This window comes from Thalassolituus sp. LLYu03, assembly GCF_050507655.1.
Classification (GTDB): Bacteria; Pseudomonadota; Gammaproteobacteria; order Pseudomonadales; family Oceanobacteraceae; genus Venatoribacter.
In genome coordinates, this window is the sequence record NZ_CP191496.1 from 3591564 (window position 1) to 3611643 (window position 20080).

The 20080-nt window shown below is 61.0% G+C and carries 19 protein-coding genes; 4 read left to right on the top strand and 15 right to left on the bottom strand.

Annotated features, from left to right (window positions below):
* Nucleotides 1-108: 108 nt before the first annotated feature.
* The 9 genes from ACQUQU_RS16010 to ACQUQU_RS16050 all read right to left on the bottom strand — a co-directional run bounded on the left by ACQUQU_RS16010 (nucleotide 109) and on the right by ACQUQU_RS16050 (nucleotide 7313).
* Nucleotides 109-588 carry a hypothetical protein gene (locus ACQUQU_RS16010; protein ID WP_430460707.1) on the bottom strand — a complete coding sequence of 160 codons (480 nt, stop codon included), beginning with the start codon at nucleotides 586-588 and terminating at the stop codon, nucleotides 109-111.
* Between the two features lie 2 nt (nucleotides 589-590).
* Nucleotides 591-1646 (bottom strand): hypothetical protein, encoded by a 1056-nt coding sequence (locus ACQUQU_RS16015; RefSeq protein ID WP_430460708.1) that lies wholly within the window; start codon nucleotides 1644-1646, stop codon nucleotides 591-593.
* Between the two features lie 9 nt (nucleotides 1647-1655).
* A complete protein-coding gene (locus tag ACQUQU_RS16020; RefSeq protein WP_430460709.1) occupies nucleotides 1656-2120 on the bottom strand; it encodes a hypothetical protein in 465 nt (154 codons plus the stop codon).
* Between the two features lie 177 nt (nucleotides 2121-2297).
* Nucleotides 2298-3698 (bottom strand): ATP-binding protein, encoded by a 1401-nt coding sequence (locus tag ACQUQU_RS16025; protein ID WP_430460710.1) that lies wholly within the window; start codon nucleotides 3696-3698, stop codon nucleotides 2298-2300.
* Nucleotides 3695-4366 carry a response regulator gene (locus tag ACQUQU_RS16030; protein ID WP_430460711.1) on the bottom strand — a complete coding sequence of 224 codons (672 nt, stop codon included), beginning with the start codon at nucleotides 4364-4366 and terminating at the stop codon, nucleotides 3695-3697. Before ACQUQU_RS16030 ends, ACQUQU_RS16025 begins: the two co-directional genes overlap by 4 nt.
* Nucleotides 4366-5250 (bottom strand): FAD:protein FMN transferase, encoded by an 885-nt coding sequence (locus ACQUQU_RS16035; RefSeq protein WP_430460712.1) that lies wholly within the window; start codon nucleotides 5248-5250, stop codon nucleotides 4366-4368. Before ACQUQU_RS16035 ends, ACQUQU_RS16030 begins: the two co-directional genes overlap by 1 nt.
* A 22-nt stretch (nucleotides 5251-5272) precedes the next feature.
* Nucleotides 5273-6673 (bottom strand): DUF3570 domain-containing protein, encoded by a 1401-nt coding sequence (locus ACQUQU_RS16040; RefSeq protein WP_430460713.1) that lies wholly within the window; start codon nucleotides 6671-6673, stop codon nucleotides 5273-5275.
* Entirely contained in the window at nucleotides 6664-6876 is a 213-nt protein-coding gene (locus ACQUQU_RS16045) for a DUF4266 domain-containing protein (protein WP_430460714.1), read from the bottom strand. The genes ACQUQU_RS16040 and ACQUQU_RS16045 overlap by 10 nt, the downstream gene beginning before the upstream one ends.
* Nucleotides 6876-7313, bottom strand: coding sequence for a TlpA family protein disulfide reductase (locus ACQUQU_RS16050; protein ID WP_430460715.1), 438 nt, complete (start codon nucleotides 7311-7313; stop codon nucleotides 6876-6878). The genes ACQUQU_RS16045 and ACQUQU_RS16050 overlap by 1 nt, the downstream gene beginning before the upstream one ends.
* A gap of 143 nt (nucleotides 7314-7456) precedes the next feature.
* On the opposite strand from ACQUQU_RS16050, the gene dsbD reads away from it, so the two are divergent.
* Together dsbD and ACQUQU_RS16060 are read left to right on the top strand one after the other, a co-directional pair.
* On the top strand, nucleotides 7457-9178 hold the full coding sequence (gene dsbD / locus ACQUQU_RS16055) for a protein-disulfide reductase DsbD (protein ID WP_430460716.1): 1722 nt from the start codon (nucleotides 7457-7459) through the stop codon (nucleotides 9176-9178).
* A 173-nt stretch (nucleotides 9179-9351) separates the two neighbouring features.
* Nucleotides 9352-11073 (top strand): choice-of-anchor I family protein, encoded by a 1722-nt coding sequence (locus tag ACQUQU_RS16060; protein WP_430460717.1) that lies wholly within the window; start codon nucleotides 9352-9354, stop codon nucleotides 11071-11073.
* Between the two features lie 126 nt (nucleotides 11074-11199).
* On the opposite strand, the gene ACQUQU_RS16065 is transcribed toward ACQUQU_RS16060, so the two are convergent.
* The gene (locus ACQUQU_RS16065) at nucleotides 11200-12915 is read right to left on the bottom strand and encodes a peptidase inhibitor family I36 protein (protein ID WP_430460718.1); all 1716 of its coding nucleotides are present in this window, start codon (nucleotides 12913-12915) and stop codon (nucleotides 11200-11202) included.
* Between the two features lie 396 nt (nucleotides 12916-13311).
* On the opposite strand from ACQUQU_RS16065, the gene ACQUQU_RS16070 reads away from it, so the two are divergent.
* Nucleotides 13312-14847: an FAD-dependent monooxygenase gene (locus tag ACQUQU_RS16070; RefSeq protein ID WP_430460719.1), complete on the top strand. Its 1536-nt coding sequence runs from the start codon at nucleotides 13312-13314 to the stop codon at nucleotides 14845-14847.
* A 72-nt stretch (nucleotides 14848-14919) separates the two neighbouring features.
* Here the strand turns inward: ACQUQU_RS16070 and aroE are convergent, their stop codons facing one another.
* From aroE to ACQUQU_RS16085, 3 genes are read right to left on the bottom strand one after another with little or no spacing between them, the layout of a single operon-like run.
* Nucleotides 14920-15747, bottom strand: a complete 828-nt coding sequence (gene aroE / locus ACQUQU_RS16075; RefSeq protein ID WP_430460720.1) for a shikimate dehydrogenase — start codon at nucleotides 15745-15747, stop codon at nucleotides 14920-14922.
* Nucleotides 15748-15754: 7 nt separating this feature from the next.
* Nucleotides 15755-16720 carry an oxygen-dependent coproporphyrinogen oxidase gene (gene hemF / locus ACQUQU_RS16080; RefSeq protein ID WP_430460721.1) on the bottom strand — a complete coding sequence of 322 codons (966 nt, stop codon included), beginning with the start codon at nucleotides 16718-16720 and terminating at the stop codon, nucleotides 15755-15757.
* A gap of 12 nt (nucleotides 16721-16732) precedes the next feature.
* Nucleotides 16733-17278, bottom strand: a complete 546-nt coding sequence (locus tag ACQUQU_RS16085; RefSeq protein ID WP_430460722.1) for an L-threonylcarbamoyladenylate synthase — start codon at nucleotides 17276-17278, stop codon at nucleotides 16733-16735.
* A 412-nt stretch (nucleotides 17279-17690) separates the two neighbouring features.
* On the opposite strand from ACQUQU_RS16085, the gene ACQUQU_RS16090 reads away from it, so the two are divergent.
* On the top strand, nucleotides 17691-17909 hold the full coding sequence (locus ACQUQU_RS16090; protein ID WP_430460723.1) for a hypothetical protein: 219 nt from the start codon (nucleotides 17691-17693) through the stop codon (nucleotides 17907-17909).
* A gap of 15 nt (nucleotides 17910-17924) precedes the next feature.
* On the opposite strand, the gene dprA is transcribed toward ACQUQU_RS16090, so the two are convergent.
* Together dprA and ACQUQU_RS16100 are read right to left on the bottom strand one after the other, a co-directional pair.
* Complete coding sequence (gene dprA, locus ACQUQU_RS16095) at nucleotides 17925-19010, bottom strand: DNA-processing protein DprA (RefSeq protein ID WP_430460724.1); 1086 nt, start codon at nucleotides 19008-19010, stop codon at nucleotides 17925-17927.
* Nucleotides 19011-19030: 20 nt separating this feature from the next.
* Nucleotides 19031-20071: a LysM peptidoglycan-binding domain-containing protein gene (locus ACQUQU_RS16100; protein ID WP_430460725.1), complete on the bottom strand. Its 1041-nt coding sequence runs from the start codon at nucleotides 20069-20071 to the stop codon at nucleotides 19031-19033.
* Nucleotides 20072-20080 lie beyond the last annotated feature (9 nt).

A 20080-nucleotide genomic window follows, 5' to 3' on the forward strand; every position in this document is an offset into this window, starting at 1 on the left:
CCAGCGTCTGATTCACGTTTTTCAGCCATAAAAAAGCCGCTGCGGATTTCCCAGCGGCTTTTTTATTTTCCGGGCCACATTAAATAAGCGCGGCCCTGAACTGCGCAGTTAATCGAGCGTGGTCATCTGCAGCCGGAACTTGCTGGTCGCTGCGGTCGTCTTACCGTAGATGTGTACGTAAATCGGTTTGTCATCACTGAAATACCCCAGTCCACTGGTGGTCACCACCACCACTTCATCGCCGGTACCGCTGCCCTCCGAGCTGTATTCCACTCCGGTCCAGTCGGTCACCGTCATATCCAGATCATCCGTCAGGCTGGTCAGGGTAAAGGTGTGCGCGCCGGTGTCGAAATAATCGATGTTCACTACGTAATAGTCGTCTTCGCCAGCCACCAGTTCGCCCAGCACACCGCTGCTGGCCGTGCCGTTTTCGGTCGCTGGCGGCAGGAATTCGTTGGCCGCTGCCACACTGTGGTTCGCGGGCTCGGTGGCAGTGGCTTTCTCCTGCTCGAACGAGGCGTTTTCACCAATACAGCCGGCGAGCATCAGCGCCATGGCAGGCAGCAGTGCGTGTTTCAGATTCATCATGATCAGATCTCCCACGCCATGCGCACAAAGGGACCGTAGTGCAGTACCGTGTTGTCGCCGATACCAAACTGGCCGACGGCTTCGTAATTGGAATCAACGCTGTTGCTGGCGCCGGTCAGGTCTTCGCTGGTGAAGAACTGCTGCAAGGCCCGCCCTTCTACCCCCAGAGAGACGCCAATGTTACTGCTGGGCAGACGATAGGCGACTATGTATTCCAGCTTGTAGCTGACCGACCAGCCGATACCCACCGGCTCTTCGTATTTGAGATTCAGGCCGTAGTTGTCGCGCACCACCTGCTCCAGGTTGGCGCTGCTCTCACCGCTCATCAGGCCGAAGGTGATGTCCATGGTCAGACCCGGACCGTAACGCCAGCCGCCGCTCTGACTCAGGCTCAGGGCAAAGCCCGACTGGTCGTGCATGGCCGCCTGCAGGTTGTCGACATCAAACCACAGGCCGAGCAGACGCGTGGTGTATTCCGGGTCGACCAGCGCATCCGGATAACTGGGCTGGTCGGTGTAGCCGCCATCGGAGCGCGCCGTGTAGATATTGATCTGCGCAGGCTGCACCACTTCGATGTAGCCCAGCCCCCAGCGCGCGCCCATATTGCCTTCCAGTTCCGTACCGATATTGAGCTGGGTGTACTGAGCATCGAATTTGCGCTCGCCGATCACGTACTGACCATTGAACTGGGTATCGCGGTCTTTGGGGTTGATGTAGCCCTCAGCCGAGCTGCTTTCGAGGCGGAAGAACACGCCACCCGCCTCAATGGCACCAACGAAGGATTCAAGCTCGGTATCGCCATCGGCATTGGTGCGCACCGCCGCCGCCAGATCGAAGCTGAGCGCCTTGTTGCGCGGTGAGCGGAACTCCACCACATGCGCCAGCGCATCCCCGAATTCCACCAGATCTTTCAGATCGCCCACATACTGATCCGGCGACCAGGCGGTCTGGCGCAGCATGTAAGAGGTGTACGACAGGTCGTGATAATCGGCGTACGGGTCTGCAACAACCTGAGTGGCCGCCGACAGAGCCACCAGCGCCAGAGAGAATCTGATCATGATGACTCCTTATTCAAAGCTGAAATGCAGGGTGTAATTCAGGGTGGTGCCGGACGCCGAGCTGACCTTAATGAAATGCAGCCCCTGAGTATCCAGATTGGTATTGCGCGTCGCGTCGTACCAGAGGGTCACCACTTCGTCGTCGGTGCCCGCGGTGCGGGACCAGCTGAGCAGATTCAGGTTGTGGTCGAACACTTCCAGATCGGCGTCGCCGTTCAGATTGGTCAGGCTGATGGTCAGCGTGCCGTTGTAATAACGCTCGAACTGACTGCCACGCAGACGGTAGTAGTCCTGCTCGTCACCAGCACTCAGGGTGCCGGTGTCGCCATCGACCATATTGTCGGCATTGAAGAAGGTGTCGTTGGTAGACGCATCCGGGTCGGGAACGCCGGTGCCGCTGTTGTTGATGTCCGGGTAGGTGTCGGCACAGCCGGCCAGCGCAAGTGCCGCTATCCCAAGGGCGAAAGACCGCATATCAGAAGCTCCTCCAGGTAAGTCCGTGGTGAAGGCACGGGCTCAAGACTGATCGGCACTCAGTGACCAAAGCGACTCAGGGGCCGCCGGGTGCCGGTTGGTTTTTGAGCAATTGGTATTAATAAATTAGGAGGGATTTGCGCCGCTGTCACAGCGCAGAACGAAAAAAGACGTATGTCAGTCCGGTTGCGCCGGTCTACCGGGGGCATCCACCGGCCAGCACAGCGCCACGTCCAGCCCGCCATCGGTGTGGTTGCGCACCTGCACATAACCGCCCTGAACCTCCATCACCCGGCCGACAATCGACAGGCCAAGTCCGGCACCGCCGTGGCTGGTAACACCGGCACGATAGAAACGCTCCGTCAGCCGGCCAAGTTCGGCTTCGGCGACCCCCGGGCCATGATCCCGCACCGTCAGTTGCAGACGTTCGCCGCGCAGGCTCACCGCCACCGCCACCGGTTGGCCCGGGCCATAACGGAAGGCATTTTCGAGCAGGTTCACCAGCGCGATTTCCAGCATGGTGCTGTTTACACACACCGCAGGCAGATGCGCCGGCGCGTCGAAGCTTAAGACACACCCGGCTTCGTCTGCCCGCCATTGCATAGCGGCCAGTGTCAGCCGGCACAGTTCGGCCAGATCCTGCAGACTGCAGTCCGGGGCGGTTTCGTTTTCATCCAGCCGCGCCAGCAACAGCAACTGCTCAACCACGCGGGTCGCACGGTCGGCACTGTGCTCCAGCTGCTGCAGTTCGTCGCTCAGCGTCTGTCCGGCCATCTGTTGCAGATGCTGGGTCTGCAGTTTGAGCACCGCCAGCGGTGTGCGCAGTTCATGCGCAGCGTCGGCGACGAAGCGGCGTTCGCGTTCCAGCCCCTGACTGAGGCGGACGAACATCTGATTCAGGCCACCGACCACCGGCTCCAGCTCTTTCGGCATGCGCTCCAGCTGCACCGCCTGCAGATTGCGCAGCGAGCGCCGGCGCAGCATGCCGCCCAGTTCCCGCAGCGGGCCTAAGCCATATTCAATGGCGGTCAGGGCCATCAGGGTGCAGAGGATAAGAGCGATCACCCCGGAAACGCCAAACACCTGCCCCAGCTCGTCGATGATCTCAGTGCGCCCCTGCGGGTATTCTCCGACCATCAGCCAGCTGTTGGTGGCCGGCAGGTCGGTCACGTACACCATCCATTCACCACCCTTGCCTTCGTGGTGATAGAAGCCTTTACGCATGGGGGCCAGCGCATATTCGGGCGCGCCCGGAGAGCGGAACAGCAGCTCGCTGCCGTCCCGCCGCCAGATCTGAATCAGCCGGGTCCGTTCGTAAGCCGTAAGCTCGGGCTGGTCGGTCTGGGTGCTGGCGATGGTTTCGTTCAGCGCTGCCGCAATCGCTGGCAGCTCAGCGGTGATGTTGGTCTGATTCAGCAGGCCTTTTATCAGTTTGGCGGACACCGCCAGTTCGGCGTCGAACACCTCGTTCACTTCGCTGCGGGCCACCAGATGGCCAAAGATGCTGTTCATGCCAATGGCCAGCAGCAGCACCAGAAACAGCAGCAGCAACAGCGTATTGCGGATCGACAGTCTCATGGCGCGGGCTCCGGATTGAGCCGGTAGCCGACGCCGCGCACGGTCTGGATCAGATCGTTGTGGAATTTTTTGCGCAGATGGTGAATGTGTACTTCCAGCGCGTTGCTTTCGACCTCTTCGCCCCAGCCGTACACCGACTGTTCCAGCTGCTGCCGGGTGAAGACCTGACCGGGACGGTTCAGAAAGACTTCCAGCAACAACAGCTCCCGCCGCGACAAAGAAACCGGGGCGCCCTGATAACTGACCTGATGGTGCAGGGTATCGAGCCGGATACCGCCGTGGCTCAGCTCGTTGACGGGCGCTGGTGCCTGCGCGCGGCGCCCCAGCGCCCGCAGGCGGGCAAACAACTCGTGCAGATCAAAGGGCTTGAGCAGGTAATCGTCGGCGCCGGCATCCAGCCCGCGGATCCGGTCCTGCACGCTGTCGCGGGCGGTCAGGATAAGTATTGGCAGCGCCAGTTTCTGCGCCCGCGCTTCTTCGATCACGCGGATGCCGTCGAGACCTGGCAAGCCGAGATCCATCACCGCCAGATCAAAGGGTTCTGCCTGCAGCGCCGCCAGCGCACTGAGCCCGGTTTCGACCCAGTCGACCACGTAGTTCTGCGCCTGCAGCGCCTGTTGCAGACTGCGGCCCAGCATCCGGTCGTCTTCCACCAGCAACACCCGCATCAGCGCATACTCCAGAACGGCACATCTTGATCCTGCATGAACGCTTCAGCGTCACTGCCCATCATTAACGCCAGCGTACTGAACACGCCGGCCTGCACGCAGCTGGCTGCCATCACGGTCACGGCATGCGGCGCCTGCTGCACCGGCCAGCCAGTGCGGGGGTCGAGAATGTGGCTGTAGCGCACCCCGTCGCGCAGCAAATAGCGCTGACTGTCGCCACTGGTGGCAATGGCGCCCGTGGTCAGGCTCAGCAGCTCGGGCTGCCCGGCACTTACTTTTTCGACGCCCACCTGCCAGGCACTGCCATCGCTGCGCGGGCCGCGGGCACGCAGATCGCCACCAAAGTTCACCAGCAACGCGCCAGCAAACTGCGCCGCCAGCAGAGCAAACACTTTATCCACCGCGTATTCTTTGCCGATTCCGCCCAGATCGATTTCCATGCCCGGCGCCATCTGCAGTTCAGGTTTCTGCCAGCGCACCTTATGCCAGCCAATTAGCGGCAGCAATGCATCGATGCCGGCAGCGGCCGGCAGCCGGTCGGAACCATCGAAGCGCCACACCCGGCGCAGAATGCCGGAGGTGATATCAAAACGGCCTTCCGACAAAGCAAACAGCTCGTCGGCAAAGTCGAGCAGACCGGCGGTTTCGTCATCCACGGTGATGGCGGCACCGGCGGCATGGTTGATGGCCGCGACCACACTGTCGTCGCGGTAACGGGAGAATTTGTGCTCAATGCGCCTGGCTTCGTCGCGGGCCAGCTCGCCCAGCCGGAGCGCCAGCGACGCATCGGCTGAGTCGATCAGCACCTCACACAGGCAGGCCATGGCCGGAAACTGAATCCGGGAGAGATCCTCGTATTGCGTCAGTTGCAGACTGAAATCCATGCCCTGTCCTTTGCCTGAATCCTCACCAGCGGAAGCTGTAGCCTAACTGGATCCAGCTGGCAGACAAGGGGCTGAATTGCTTCATACCGCTCAGGTCAGATCCCTCACTGACGGTCCGCAGTGTGTTTTTGTCGTGCTGCTGGTACATCTCAGCGCGCACCGAGAATTCTTCATCCCGCTGCAACGGAAAGCCCAGCTTGATGCCCACGGTATCGGCACTGAAGGCCGCCAGACGGGGATCGGACGACGCGTAGTCGAAGGCCGGCGTCAGCCCGGTGTGAGTCAGCGACTGGTATTCCGTGGAGGTCACAAACGGCCGCCAGAAGTCCGCCGCCGTCTGCTGGTAATAGCGGTAGTGCGGTTCCAGATACACACCCGGCGACAGCTGCCAGTGATACGACAGATCCGCCGTCTGCGACTCTATGCCCCAGTCGTCGGTCATGTAGCGCAGGCCCAGATCCATCACGTCGTCGCTGCCGACCGCCACTTTGTTCTGCCAGTAGAGGCTGGTTTTCTGCCGGTCGGACGGGCGGCTTTCGTACAGGTACAGGTAGCTGGAAAAGTCGTTCGGGTCGGCCATCAGATCACCGTCGCTGGCGACGGTCAGAATCTTGTACGGGTCGTTCTGGTAGCCGGATGACTGACTGAAGCCCAGATTGAACTGCATCAGCCAGCGGCGGTTCATCACCTGAGTCACGCCCAGCATCAGGTCCGTCACCTGCTTGCTGTCACTGGTCCCCTGCGTGTCGTGCGCGGCATAGGCGCTCAATGGCTCGGGTACGCCGCCATGCGGATTGATGCTGTCGGCTTCCAGATTAAGGCCTGCCGATACCGTGGTGGCCTTGTTGTTGAAGTCCCGCGCCAGCGCCGCATTCACGCTCAGCGAGGTAAAGTCGCCCTCGGCCGACAAAGCACCGCCCAGATTCAGGGTGTACTGATCCGCCAGCGGACGGACCCAGCTGAGGGCCACCACGCCACGACTGTCTTCGAAAGAGGGGTCGAGCGGCAGATCGCCGGGTGCGGTGGTGTAGGTACCGCGTTCTTCGTCGTCTTCGCTGGCCGCCGACCGTGTCGACGCCGAGGTAATGGTTTTCCCCGCCACCGACGCCGACGACACATTGCGTCCTGCAGCCGATGCCGAGGTAAAGGTCTGGGCTACCCGGGCCGGCATGGCGCCGTTCGGCGATGCTCCGGTGAGGGCGTCGAACACCAGACGCACGTTGAAGCTGCTCTCGTCCTCATACTGACGCATCAGATTCAGCACAGGCTCAACGGCCTGAACGCGGCTGTCGCTTTCGCTGTACAGCAACATCGCCGAGCTGACCAGCCAGTCGCCATCGGCGGCCTGCGACTGCGCGCCACTGAGCAGGGCACCGGTTGCCAGCGCCAGCCGCTTACCCAGCTGCTTGTCTTTTAATTGCATCCGCAACCTCCGCCACCAAAGCCACGGCCACCGGAGCTGGCCTCTTTACTGAAGTAGATGTGATCATCGAGCGCGTTCTGCAGCGGCGCAGAATCCAGTGCCATCTGCGGCTTGGCCAGCAGATCACGCTCCCACGGCTTCACCGTGGTGCAGGCGCTCAGTCCGGGCATGACCAGCACCAGTAACAGCCATTTCATGCGCATCAGTGTTCTCCCAGCAGAGCGCGGATTTCGCGTTCGTAGTCCGATGTTTTGTCCGGATGGAAACCTTTGTGTCTGGCCCGCGCCTTGCCCGTGCGGTCGATCAGAAAACTGGTCGGCATGGTATCGACGCCAAACTGGCCGGCGAGCTGACCTTCGGGGTCTGACTCAAGGCGGAATTCTGGCTTAAATTCATTAACAAACTGCTGCGCCAGTTCCGGCTGCTGATCCAGATTCACGGCGATGATCTCCAGCCCCTGAGCCGCGTATTTGCGCTGCATGGCGGCCATCCACGGAAATGAGCTGCGGCACGGCCCGCACCAGGACGCCCAGAAGTCGACATAAACGACCTTGCCTTTCAGCTGATCAAAGTCGATATCGGCGGCCAGAACCGGCCACGACAGAATCAACCCCAACAGCATCATCAGAACCCGCTGCATACCATCGCCTCCCGCAGAATGAAGTATTCAGTCTGGCACCCCAGCCTTAAGGCCACCTTAAGAAACCGCCGTACTTTGTTAATGTGGCCTTAAGGCCTGCAGGGCAAAGTGACGCACTGATTCGGCCGTCTTGCGGACACACTATGAACCTGCGCCCTGTTCTGCTGCTGAGCACTCTGCTTGTCTGGACTTCTCTGGTCTTTGCCGCCGGTCTGCCCGACTTATCGGCACTGGACGATGGCGATGATGAGTTTCTGCCGGTGGCCGAAGCCTTCCGCGCCGACAGCCGTCCAACCGCCGACGGCATCGCCGTGCACTTCACCATTGCCCCCGGTTACTACCTGTACCAGCAACGGCTTGCCCTGCTGGGCGACGGCGCGGCGGCCGCTACACTGAGCGCCCTGCAGAAACCGGAAACCAAGCAGGATAAAAACTTCGGCGAGGTGCAGGTGTTTCACCAGCAGCTGGATCTGCGTATTACGGCAGCCGCCGACGGCCCCTTATTGCTGAGCTATCAGGGCTGCTCCGAGCATGGCCTGTGTTATCCGCCGCAAACGCTGGCGCTGAAAGCGGCCGCAGTAACGCCGCCTCCGCCGGCCGCAACCGCTCCGGGGGCTGATCTGGCGGGTGACAGTCTGTGGTGGGTGCTGCTCAGCTTTCTCGGGTTGGGCATTGGCCTGTCGCTGACGCCCTGCGTGTTCCCCATGATCCCGATCCTGTCGAGCATCATCGCAGGGCAGAACGCCGCACAGATGTCAGCCGGTAAAGGATTTGGCCTGGCACTGTCTTATGTGGCCGGCATGGCCTGCTCGTACGCCCTGATCGGCATGCTGGTCGCCGCCTTCGGCGCACGGGTGAATCTGGCGGCGTTTACCCAGACCCCGATCGTGATCTCGCTGGCCGCCATTCTGTTTATTGTGCTGGCGCTGCCGATGTTTGGTCTGTTCGAGCTGCAACTGCCGGCAGCCCTGCGCAACCGTCTGAACGACATGCAGTCACGTCAGCAGGGTGGCCGTCTGCTCAGTACCTTCCTGATGGGTTTCTTTGCGGCGTTAGTCGTGTCGCCGTGCGTGTCCGCACCGCTGGCCGGCGCCCTGATTTACCTGAGCAGCACGGGTGACATTCTGACCGGCGGCGGCGCCCTGTTTGCCCTTGGCATGGGCATGGGCGCACCCCTGCTGCTGATTGGTTTAAGCGGCGGCCGTCTGCTGCCGAAAGCCGGCAACTGGATGCTGATCATCAAATCCGCCTTTGGTGTGGGTCTGCTGGCCGTGGCGCTGGGGCTGCTGAGCCGGATTATTCCGGCGCCCGTTACCCTGCTGCTGGCCGGCATGCTGGCACTGGGCTGCGCTGTGTATCTGGGTTTGCTGGAAGCACCGCACACACCGCGTGAACGCTTTGCCCGCACACTGGCACTCATCGCCGCGCTGCTCGGTGTGCTGTGGATCAGCGGCGCCGCGCTGGGAAACGGGTCGCTGCTGACCCCGCTGCGCTCCGGTACGCTGGAAGTGACCGCCCGTGAGCCGGTTGCCGAAGCGCGCCGTCTGGAATCCGTCGAGCAGCTGGAATCCCTGATTGCCAGCTCGGCAAAACCTGTGCTGGTGGATATCGCCGCCGACTGGTGCACCAGCTGCCGCGAAATGGATGAGTTACTGCACGAACCGCACCTGCAGCCGCTGCTGGCAGGTTATGAGCTGGTGAAGTTCGACATCAGCGCCAGCCGCCGCGAACAGCTCGACCTGCTGGCCCGCTGGCAGATCTTTGGCCCACCGGCGCTGCTGCGCTTCCGCCACGGTGAACGCGACGGCATGGCGCTGCAGGGCCTGCCGACCGAAGACGAACTGACGCAGTGGCTGGCGCAATAGCGCCCGCTCAGTAAGCCAAAGGCGCATGCCCCCGACTGCAGGCGCCTGCCGTATGACGGAAGGCGCCGGATTTTCCGGCGCCTTGTCATGTCCAAGTCATTGATCAGTAACCGAAATGTCATAATCCATCCGCACTCTGGCCGCTTTACGAATAACGTATGACGGAGTTCCGGATGAACGCAAAAGCACTGGCCCTGGCGATCAGCGCCGCCCTGCTCACTGCCTGTGGTGGTGACGACAACAAAGACAGCAAAACCGCGATTGAAGCGCTGGGTATTGAGTGTGTGGCCGATACCGCCAGCCACGAAACGCCAACCGGCACCCTCGGTCTGTCGCTTGTGGGCACCTACGTTTCCGGTAACGACTTCGCCACCAGCTCGGCGGAAATCGTCAGCTACGACACCTGTTCCGGCAAGCTGTACGTGATTAACGCCAAAGACGCCAGCGTCGACGTGCTGAGCGTGTCCGACAGCGCCGCACCAGCCAAAACCGGCACCATTGATCTGGCTTCTGCCGCCAGCGCGGCCGGCATCAGCATTGGTTCCGCCAACAGCGTATCCGCCAAGAAAGGTCTGGTAGCGGTTGCCATTGAAGCCGAAACCAAACAAAACGCGGGTCTGATTGCCCTGTACCGTTCCGACACCCTGGCCCTGATCGGCACCTACACCGCCGGTGCCCTGCCGGACATGGTGACCCTGTCCGCCGACGGCCACTACATTCTGAGCGCCAACGAAGGCGAGCCAAGCAGCGATTACAGCGTCGACCCACAGGGTTCTGTAACCATCGTTGATATCAGCGAAGGCTTTGCCGCGGATAAAGCTGTGGTGAAACAGATTGGCTTCACCGACTTCAACACCGGCGGCAGCCGTGCGGCAGAACTGCCAGCCGCCGTGCGCATCACAGGTCCGGAAGGCACGACCGTTGCGCAGGATCTGGAACCTGAATACCTGACCGTCAGCAGCGACAGCAGCACCGCCTGGGTGGCGCTGCAGGAAAACAACGCCATGGCCATCATCAACGTGGCCGAAGGCACCGTCACTGCCATCAAAGCGCTGGGCGAAAAATCCTGGAACCAAGCGTCTGGCAACCAACTGGATGCCTCCAACAAAGACGCAGGCACTGGTCAGTTCGCCAGCTACGAACAGCTGGCCGGTCTGTACATGCCGGATACGCTGGCCAACTTCGAAGTGAACGGCGAAACCTACATTCTGTCCGCCAACGAAGGTGACGGTCGCGAATACGGCGATTACCTCGACGAAGCCCGCGGTGGCGATCTGACCGCCAAAGTCGCCGCTGAGCACCCGCTGAAAGCCGCCCTGAGCAGCAATAACGAACTCAAGCGTCTGAAGTTCGTCGATGACCGCGAAACCATCGCCGCCGGCGACACCCTGTACGCCTTCGGTGCCCGTTCGTTCTCGATCTGGAACAGCGCTGCTGAGCTGGTGTACGACAGTGGTGACGACATCGCCCAGCGCGTCTACGCGGCCGACCCTGAGCACCTGAACTCCGACCACGAAAGCAACGATTCCGCCGACAGCCGTTCCGACGACAAAGGCACTGAACCAGAAGCCATGGAAGCCGCTACGATCGGTTCCCGCACCTTCGCCTTCGTTGGCCTTGAGCGTCAGAGCGGTGTGATGGTGTACGAAGTAACCGACCCGACCGCCCCTGTGTTCCAGACCTACGTGAACAACCGCGACTTCACCCAGCCGGTGTGCACCGAAGTGAACGATGACGGCGAGTGCGACAACGACACCTACAACACCGACGCCGGTGATCTGGGTCCTGAGTCCATCGACTACTTCAGCATCAACGGCAAACACTTCATTGCTGTCGGCAACGAAGTGAGTGGCACCACGAGTGTCTACCAGCTGAACTTCGCCACCGCGCAGTAAGCGGTACGACGACGGCCAGTTTCAGGACGGCCGCCTGGCCCTTCCGCAAGCGAACATGGCGGAAGCCGCAAAAAGAAAAACCGCGCCAAGGCGCGGTTTTTTTATGGTCGGAACCAGCCCTGATGTTTACCAGAGATCCGGCAGCCACTGGCCGGACTGAACGGCGAAGTTGACGTGCACATCACTGCCTGAGGTGATGGCGTCGCGCAGCAGGCGCGCTTCATAGGCACTGGCCGGGGTGGCGTAGGCATAACCCGGGAATTCCGCGGCGCAGGCCGCCGCACCGGCAGCAGCCGCACCCATGGCCTGCGTGACGGCCCACTGGCCGGACGCGGCGCGGCAGGCGTAGTTCAGGCTGTCGTCGTTGCTGACGCGCATAAAGCGGTTACCGCTGGCGAGGAAACGCGCCACGTTGCCGCTGTTGTAGGCCGAGGCCGCACCTTCCGGACCCACCGCCCACAACTGGTTGTTGAGGCGGTCGCCGCTGCTGTCCATATCACCTTCCTCGATCATATCCAGACCAAAGGCGTTGATGCCGTTCTGCAGACCGATCAGCGCATCGCCCGCGCTGATGTTGTCGTTGCAGAAGTAGTTGATGCACTCCTGCGAGCGCACATAGCGGCTGGCGTTAAAGTGGTTTTCGTACACGTTCAGGCCACTGACGCCTTTGTTCTGCTCGAAGTTGACCGCCACCGACGGGGCGATGTCACAGCCCGTGCTGCCATCGTCTTTATAGATAAAGACGCGCTTACCCTGGGCGCGGATCTGTTCGAAGGTCAGGTCGTAAGGAATGGCCTGACAGCTGCCAGCGGTGTAGACGATATCGCCCAGCCAGGCGACGTCGTTCTGCAGTTGCTGGTAGCCCGCGCTGTCACCGTTAATGTCGTCCTGCAGGAAGAAGAACACCACGTCGTTGGCGTCGGCGCCTTTCAGCCAGCTGTCCACTTCGCCCAGCATGCGGCGCAGCGTGGTGGCGTAGGTGGTGCCGCAATCAACCGAGTGGCAGACCTTGGTGTAGCTGCTGCCCTTGCTGACATCGAGCTCGAAGAAACGCACGCCCAGCTGCAGCTGCTCTATGAGTGCGCGGCGGTGGTTCGGCCCCGGAATCAGCTGACCGCTGAAATAGGCGGTGCTGTTGAAGGCGTTGTGCGAGGCCAGAGCGTTGGTTTCGCGGATTGGCGTGCGGTAGCCGGCGGCCTCGGTGATATCGATGGCGGCTTCCTGAGCGGTCGGCGCGCGCGACGTTACCCGGAAGGAGTCGATGTTATCTTCCACCCAACCGGCCGGGCGCTCTTCCAGATTGGACGTACTGCGGGTCAGCACACGGTTGTCTTTGCCGTAGTTGTAGTCGGGGTAACTGAACACCTCGACGTTGGCCTTGCCTGCCACCAGCAGCGACGAGGCTTTGTTGCGGCCAAGCAGTACGTTGTTCAGATCCGGCTCGCCTTCGCCGGCCTGCAGGCAGTGTGGCGTGCCGCGGAAACCGGGATGCTGGAACAGACAGGCAAAGTCACTCTGGCTGCGATTACGCACTTTGAACGAGCTGATGCCGTCGTTCAGGTCGTCCATTTTGTAGGTATTGGCCATCACCCGCGCGTGTTTACCGCCGAAGTTACTGTGCTCAAAAATCTCGATGTAGCTGTTGCCGTAGAGCTTGATCGACGACACCTTGTCGTTGCGGGCAGAGCCGATCCAGCTGTTGTCGCCGGGGCCGTAGCACCACTCGGCGCCCTGATATTCGGCGTGTTCATAAAGACAGACTTTGTCTTCCGCCTGAGCGGCGACAGCAGCACCGGACAACAGCAGAGCTGCCGTCAGTGTGCGTAAGGATGACGGTTTCATAGGACCTCGGAGAATGCAGTTTTATTGTTATCGGACGCGCCGATGATACGACTGGCCTCTGCGGACAGGTACGACAATATGGGACGATGGTTCTGCTTTATTCCGGAACCTCTGATAACAAAGCCGGAACAGTCCGTATCCATCAGGTTACGAAACAGGCATTGCTTCTGATTATTTTCCGACCTAAAGTTGCGACGTCGAAAAAGGTGGACCGGTGTGGTGAGCCCCGGTCAACTGTCTCTCTGGCAGTCTCTTTCCAGCCCCTGCGGCCGCGGACCACGACTCAGTAACGGACGTATTTGCCGTTCTGGTCGTTATCCTGTGCGCCGGATTTGTATCCCCGCTAACGCCTGAACCCGTACGTCCGGTGGTTTCTACCTTCCGGAGTCATTATTCATGAAACACACTCAGGTCATTATCCTTGGCGGCAGTCTGGTTGGATTGTCAGCATCCCTGTTTCTCGCGTATCACGGCGTCCCGCACGTACTGATCGAAAAGCACCCGGCCAGCTCGCGGCATCCGCGCGCCATGGGCTTTACCGAACGCAGTCTCGAATATTTCCGCCTTATGGGTCTGGGTGAGCAGATTCCGCAGGCGCCGGCCGGCACCCGCTTGCGCCGCGTTAAGGCCCACAGTCTGGCGGGCGACTGGTTTGAAGAATCGCAGTGGACCCCCGGCGCCAAAACCGACGACAGCGCCCCCTCGCCCTGCAATGGCGCCGCCATCGCGCAGGACAAACTGGAGCCGATACTGCGCAACCGGGCGCGCGAGCTGGGCGCCGATATCCGCACCGGCTGCCAAATGACGGCGTTTACGCAGGACGAACAGGGCGTGACCCTGAGCGTGCGCAATCTGGCCGACGGCAGCGACTATCCGCTGCGCGGCCAGTATCTGATCGCCGCCGACGGCGCGGCCAGCCCGGTGCGCGAACAGCTGGGTATTCAGCGTACCGGCGTGGGTTATCTGCAGACCGTGCGCAGCGTGCTGTTTGAGTGTCAGGCTGCGGACGCGTTTCTCGAACGTGGCGTGCATCAGTTCGAGATCGAACAGGACGACTTCCGCGCCTTCCTGACCACCTATCAGGATGGCCGCTGGGTGCTGATGTTCACCGACGATACCGAACGCAACGATGACGAATTACAGGCGGCAATCCGCCGGGCGCTGGGGGCCGATATGGCGTTCAGCATCCTGTCGCGCGGCGAATGGGAAATTGCCGGTCGCATTGCCACTCAGTATCAGAAAGGCCGCGTATTTCTGGCCGGTGACGCCGCCCATCAGCTGCCGCCAACCCGGGGAGGCTTCGGCGCCAATACCGGTATCGATGATGCCTACAATCTGGCGTGGAAGCTTTCATATGTGCTGTCGGGCAAGGCCGGTGCAGACCTTCTGACCACCTACGAGGCCGAACGCCAGCCAATCGGACTGTTACGCCACCAGCAGACCTTCGCCCGTCCGGACTACGCCAAATGGCTGAAACCGGAGCAGCGCAGCACCAGTCTGCTGCTCGGCGACACCGCCATGGAACTGGGTCAGCTGCACCGCTCTGCGGCGGTGATTGGTGTCGGCGCCGGTCTGCCGGCCGCGGCCCATCCGGCGGAGTGGGCCGGACAACCGGGCGTGCGCGCACCGCATCAGTGGCTGAGCGAAGGGCAATCGACGCTGGATGTGTTCACCCGCTACTTCACGCTGGTCAGCGCCGACAGCGGCTGGCTCGCCGCGGCCGCCGACGCTGCCCGGCAGCTGAACCTGACCCAGAACGTGAGCCTGAATTGTCTGCAGTCCGATCACGAACTGCAGAACGCCTTCGGCCTGTCGGCCCAGGGCGCGGCACTGGTGCGCCCGGACGGCATCACCGGTTGGCGCTGTGAGAGCGGAACCGCCTCAGCCACTACGCTGGTGCAGGTGATCCGCCAGATTCTGGCGCTGAACTGAGCCCGTCAGATCCACGCTCAGCCCAATAAAAAAGCGGCCCTGAGGCCGCTTTTTTATGGTCATGCTACAAGGTCAGCGGGCGCGCCGTTCGCTGCGCAACACGCGCATCACGTTACCGGTTTCCGGCCGCACCGCGCGCCACAGGGTAAAGGCTTCCGCCGCCTGTTCAACCAGCATGCCCAATCCGTCGATGGTGGTCTGTACGCCCTGATTGTGCGCCCACTGGTTGAACACCGTCAGACCGCTGCCGTACATCATGTCGTAGCACACTGTGCTGGCGTTCAGCACCTCGCCCGGTACCGGCGGCACATCGCCACCCAGACTGGCCGAGGTGCCGTTGATCACCACATCAAAGGTGCCGCTCAGCGCTTCGAAGGTGCTGGCACTGACCTTGCCCAGGTCAGCGAAGTCGGCGGCCAGCGCTTCGGCTTTGCTGACGGTGCGGTTGGCAATCACCAGCTCAGACGGCTTCTGCTCCAGCAGAGGTTGCAGCACACCACGTACGGCACCGCCGGCACCGAGCAGCAGAATGCGCTTACCGGCCAGCTCAATGCGGTGGTTGACGGTGAGATCACGCACCAGACCGACGCCGTCGGTGTTGTCGGCATAAATAGTGCCGTCGTCGAGGCGCTTGAGGGTGTTCACCGCCTGCGCGCGTTTGGCGCGTTCGCTGAATTCGGTGGCGTAGCGCCAGGCGTCTTCTTTGAACGGCACTGTAATGTTCAGGCCCGCGCCGCCGTGGCGGAAGAATTTATCCGCGGCTTCACGGAAGCCGTCTTTTTCCACCAGCTGGGCGGTGTACAGCAGGTCCTGACGCGTCTGCGCGGCAAACGCGTTGTGAATCTGCGGCGATTTGGAATGACCGATGGGGTTACCCATCACGCTGTAGAGATCGGTCATAAAAGCCTCACACCCACTCTTTGTGGGGCAGGAAATCGGTATAGAGTTTCGCTTCGGCGGAGCCGGCTTCTGGTTGCCAGTCGTAATCCCAGTGCACCACAGGGGGCAGTGACATCAGAATCGACTCGGTACGGCCGCCGGTCTGCAGACCGAAAATCGTGCCGCGGTCGAACACCAGATTGAATTCCACATAGCGTCCACGGCGGTAGCACTGGAACTTACGTTCGCGCTCGCCGTACGGCGTGTCTTTGCGCTTCGCCACAATGGGCACATAGGCATCGATATAGCCGTTGCCCACGGCCTGCATAAAGGCAAAGGTTCTGGCGAAATTCAGTTCGCCATCCCAGCGGTTAAGGTCGTCGAAAAACAGACCACCGACGCCGCGCGATTCATTACGGTGCTTGAGGAAGAAATACTCGTCACACCATTTTTTGTATTTGGCAAAAACCTCGTCGCCAAAGGGGACACACAGGTCTTTGGCGGTCTGATGCCAGTGCACCACGTCTTCTTCAAAGCCATAGTAAGGGGTCAGATCGAAACCGCCGCCCATCCACCACACCGGCTCTTCGCCTTCTTTTTCGGCGACAAACAGGCGCACGTTGGCGTGCGAGGTGGGCACGTACGGGTTGTGCGGGTGAATCACCAGCGACACACCCAGCGCCTGAAAACTGCGACCGGCCAGCTCCGGACGGGAAGCCGTGGCTGAAGCCGGCAGACGGGCGCCTTTCACATGGGAAAAATTCACCCCGCCTTTTTCAATCACAGCGCCGTTGGCGATGACCCGGGTACGACCGCCGCCGGTCAGCGCCAGTGCGCCTTCCTCACCGTCGCGCTCCCACGAGTCTTCCTCAAAACGGGCCTTGCCATCCTGCGCTTCCAGCGCGCTGCAAATACGGTCCTGCAGATCCAGCAGAAACGCTTTAACGGCTTCAACGTCGCACACGCCGTTGGCCGGAGTCGTCACCTGACTCATTTCAGTCTCCTGTTAACGCAGACGCTGGCCATCCAGCGTGCGGATTTCCGACGGCTGGCGGCGTCCGCCCAGATCCCCCGGAAGAATGTATTCAAGCTCATCAGCAAAATACTGACGCACACGCAGCCGGCTGCGCGCCGGCTCTTTACCAGCCGGGTTAGCCGACGTAGACACCAGCGGGCCCACTTCGTTGCACAAGGCGCGCACCAGCGGATGATCGGTGATGCGCACCGCCAGCGACTGATGCTCACCGCGCAGCACTTGCGATACCTCGTCGCGACACGGCAACACCCAGGTCACAGGGCCCGGCCAGGTCGGCCAGATCTGCGCCAGATCGTCTTCACTCAAGGGCAGAATCCAGTCGTGCAGCTGCTCTAAAGAAGACGCAACCATCACCAGCCCCTTCTGCCACGGGCGCTGTTTCAGTTCCAGGATACGTTCGATGGCGGCGTCGTTGGCCGGGTCGCAGCCCAGACCCCAGACGGCCTCAGTCGGATAGGCCAGTACACCGCCCTCGCGGACGCAATGTACGGCGCGGCTCAGATGCCAGGAATTCACGCTTAATCTGCCTGCCGGTAAAAGGAAAGCGGCACCCTACAACAAGGGTCAGCGGGCGACAAGACTCAGGCGCATGCATGCCTGCAGATGGGCACCGGATGTCACTTCGGGCATCCGGTTTTTACGGACGTAAAACTACTGATGACGACTTAAGACGCATGTCGCCGCCGGTGCATTCAGCCGGATATCGATGCCGTTCACTTTGTCTTCATGAATGCCATTTGTCACAGCCCTGAGCATCGGGTCATGATTAAAGTAATCTGTTCAGGCAATGTCGAAGCACATGAAACGAACGCTGATATTTGAAATCCTGCTCTGGCTGCTCATCAGTTTGCTGCTGTTCATTGCTGCTCAGAATTCGTAGCCAGAAACCCGCTGGCGATACATACCAAGGATGATCATGGTGACTGACATGCCAACATCTGCCGATACCGCCTTGCTGCCTTATATCATCAGTATCGCTCTGGTTGCTGTGATCGGTGTGCTGATCAGCGGCCTGAAGAATAAGCGTATTTTTGCTTTTGGCCGCTGGTACGACACTGAGAAAAACCAATCTCAGTATGTGCAGGTCATTGCCGGTTATCTGTTGCTGATCGCGCTCTTTATTTTTCTGCTGATAAAGAGTTTGTAGGCGCAGCTGCGACCGTTACTTCAGCCGCATATAGCCGCCCGGCACCTGTGCCAGCCAGCCCTGCAATTCAAGGTCGAGCAGTTGCGGTAATAATTGCGAGATGCTCAGCGCCGAACGGATGGCGATCACATCGGTACTGGTAGCGGCATAATCGATGTGGGTCACCAGCACTGGCACCCGGCTGTTGCTCAGGGGAAGTTCGGCCTGCACGGCAGTGACAGTCTGCCCGACGGACAGTTCCTGCAGCACGTCCGCTGCACTCTGAACCAGAATGGCGCCGTCGCGGATCAGCTGATGACACCCGTGACTGAGCGGGTTGGTCACCGCGCCCGGCAGGGCAAACACCTCACGCCCCTGTTCGGCAGCCTGACGGGCAGTGATCAGCGAGCCGCTTTTGATCGCCGCCTCAACCACCACCACGCCCAGACTCAGGCCGCTGATGATGCGGTTGCGGGAGGGAAAGTGTTCCGGTTTGGCCGGCGTACCCGGCGGAAATTCTGACAGCAGCAGGCCTTTCTGCATCACCATCTGCGCCAGACCGAGATGACGCTGTGGATAAATCACGTCCGGTCCTGTGCCCAGCACCGCCACGGTACGGCCGTTTTTCAGCGCACCCTGATGTGCGGCACCGTCGATGCCCAGCGCCAGTCCGCTGACCACACACACGCCGGCGGCGGTCAATTCGGCGGCCGCCTGCTGCGCCCACTCCAGACCGTAGGGGGTCGGATTGCGGCTGCCAACCATGCCCACCATGGGCAGATTCAGGGCTTCGAGGTCACCGTGATAAAACAGCATGAGTGGCGCATCGGCTACCGCCGCCAGTTGCTGTGGATACGGCGCCATGCCGGCCAGCAACACGCCGCAGCGGTTCTGATGGCGCCACTGGCGCACGGCCTCAAAGCCCATGCTCAAACTGTCGTCGTGCTGATAACGGTCAACGGCGTCTGCGGACAGACCCAATGCGATCAGTTGTTCAGGCGGGGTTTTCAGGAGGTTGCCCGGGGCGCCGAGCTGAGTGCGGATGTCGTTGAGGCTGACATTGCCGACGCCCGGCAGCTGCGCTAAGCGCCACCAGGCCTGTAACAGCTCGTCCCTGAGCATAATGATTCCTTAAAGAAGGCTTACTTGTTCGGGTTTTCGACCTTATCGCCCACGCGCAGTGGACGGGTGGCGCGCATGATCAGACCGTACGACATTTTTTCGAAGGCACGGAACACCATCACGGTTCCGGCACGTTCTTCCGGCAGACGCACTTTTTCACCGGCAACTCGGTCGTACACCACTTCACCGGCTTTCATCACGTTCAGCACAGCGCCCGGGCTCAGACCGTCGCGCTCGCCACGGTTGAGCACCACCACGTCATACTGACCCACCTGAGTCACACCGCCGTTCACCGCCAGGATCTGGCCATGCACACCGGCTTCCGGTGCTTTCGGGTAGTAGTTGGCGATCAGGTCGCGGTCTTCGGTTGGCAGCAGACGATCGCCGATGGAGACCTGCTGGTTTGTGCGTTCCAGTTCGAGCGTCACGATGTCGTCTTTCTGTGCTTTCACACGGCCGACACCGATTTCAACGGCTTCGAGACCCAGCACTTCGTCGGTTTCCGGATCACGGTACACCTGACCTTTGCGGAACAGGCCGTACGCAGCGGCGGTTTCGCCACCGAAGTCACCGCGGGCGTACACAGTACCGCCGGCACCCATCAGGATGCGGCTGTCGGTACCGGACAGAACACGCGGGGCTTTTTCCAGTTCAACCGGCGCGACGACACGGTTGTCGCGCAGGAAGCTGCGGATGGCGTCCTGAGGAATGGCAGGAATCGCAGATTCAATCGGTTCAATACGGGCGGTCGGCTGCAGCTTGACGGTGCGGCTGGCTTCGCCACGCTTGGTCACGGTGACGCGGGTTTCACCGTTAACGGCCACCAGGCCAAGTTCGTCGCCAGGGAAGATGAGGTGCGGGTCTTTGATCTGATCGTTCTGGTACCAGATTTCAGGCCACTGCCACGGGTCATTGGTAAAACGCTCGGAGATTCCCCACAAGGTGTCGCCATCCTTAACGGTGTAGCGCTGTGGAGCGTCGGCCTTCAGCGTCAGCGCCATGGCACTGAACGAAAGACCCATCAAACCAGCAACCAGAATGCCCTTGATGGTTTTGCTCATCCTGTATTC

Coding starts and splice junctions, on each gene's coding strand:
- ACQUQU_RS16010 (WP_430460707.1), bottom strand. CDS start 588: ATGATGAATCTGAAACACGCACTGCTGCCTGCCATGGCGCTGATGCTC.
- ACQUQU_RS16015 (WP_430460708.1), bottom strand. CDS start 1,646: ATGATCAGATTCTCTCTGGCGCTGGTGGCTCTGTCGGCGGCCACTCAG.
- ACQUQU_RS16020 (WP_430460709.1), bottom strand. CDS start 2,120: ATGCGGTCTTTCGCCCTTGGGATAGCGGCACTTGCGCTGGCCGGCTGT.
- ACQUQU_RS16025 (WP_430460710.1), bottom strand. CDS start 3,698: ATGAGACTGTCGATCCGCAATACGCTGTTGCTGCTGCTGTTTCTGGTG.
- ACQUQU_RS16030 (WP_430460711.1), bottom strand. CDS start 4,366: ATGCGGGTGTTGCTGGTGGAAGACGACCGGATGCTGGGCCGCAGTCTG.
- ACQUQU_RS16035 (WP_430460712.1), bottom strand. CDS start 5,250: ATGGATTTCAGTCTGCAACTGACGCAATACGAGGATCTCTCCCGGATT.
- ACQUQU_RS16040 (WP_430460713.1), bottom strand. CDS start 6,673: ATGCAATTAAAAGACAAGCAGCTGGGTAAGCGGCTGGCGCTGGCAACC.
- ACQUQU_RS16045 (WP_430460714.1), bottom strand. CDS start 6,876: ATGCGCATGAAATGGCTGTTACTGGTGCTGGTCATGCCCGGACTGAGC.
- ACQUQU_RS16050 (WP_430460715.1), bottom strand. CDS start 7,313: ATGCAGCGGGTTCTGATGATGCTGTTGGGGTTGATTCTGTCGTGGCCG.
- dsbD (WP_430460716.1), top strand. CDS start 7,457: ATGAACCTGCGCCCTGTTCTGCTGCTGAGCACTCTGCTTGTCTGGACT.
- ACQUQU_RS16060 (WP_430460717.1), top strand. CDS start 9,352: ATGAACGCAAAAGCACTGGCCCTGGCGATCAGCGCCGCCCTGCTCACT.
- ACQUQU_RS16065 (WP_430460718.1), bottom strand. CDS start 12,915: ATGAAACCGTCATCCTTACGCACACTGACGGCAGCTCTGCTGTTGTCC.
- ACQUQU_RS16070 (WP_430460719.1), top strand. CDS start 13,312: ATGAAACACACTCAGGTCATTATCCTTGGCGGCAGTCTGGTTGGATTG.
- aroE (WP_430460720.1), bottom strand. CDS start 15,747: ATGACCGATCTCTACAGCGTGATGGGTAACCCCATCGGTCATTCCAAA.
- hemF (WP_430460721.1), bottom strand. CDS start 16,720: ATGAGTCAGGTGACGACTCCGGCCAACGGCGTGTGCGACGTTGAAGCC.
- ACQUQU_RS16090 (WP_430460723.1), top strand. CDS start 17,691: ATGCCAACATCTGCCGATACCGCCTTGCTGCCTTATATCATCAGTATC.
- dprA (WP_430460724.1), bottom strand. CDS start 19,010: ATGCTCAGGGACGAGCTGTTACAGGCCTGGTGGCGCTTAGCGCAGCTG.
- ACQUQU_RS16100 (WP_430460725.1), bottom strand. CDS start 20,071: ATGAGCAAAACCATCAAGGGCATTCTGGTTGCTGGTTTGATGGGTCTT.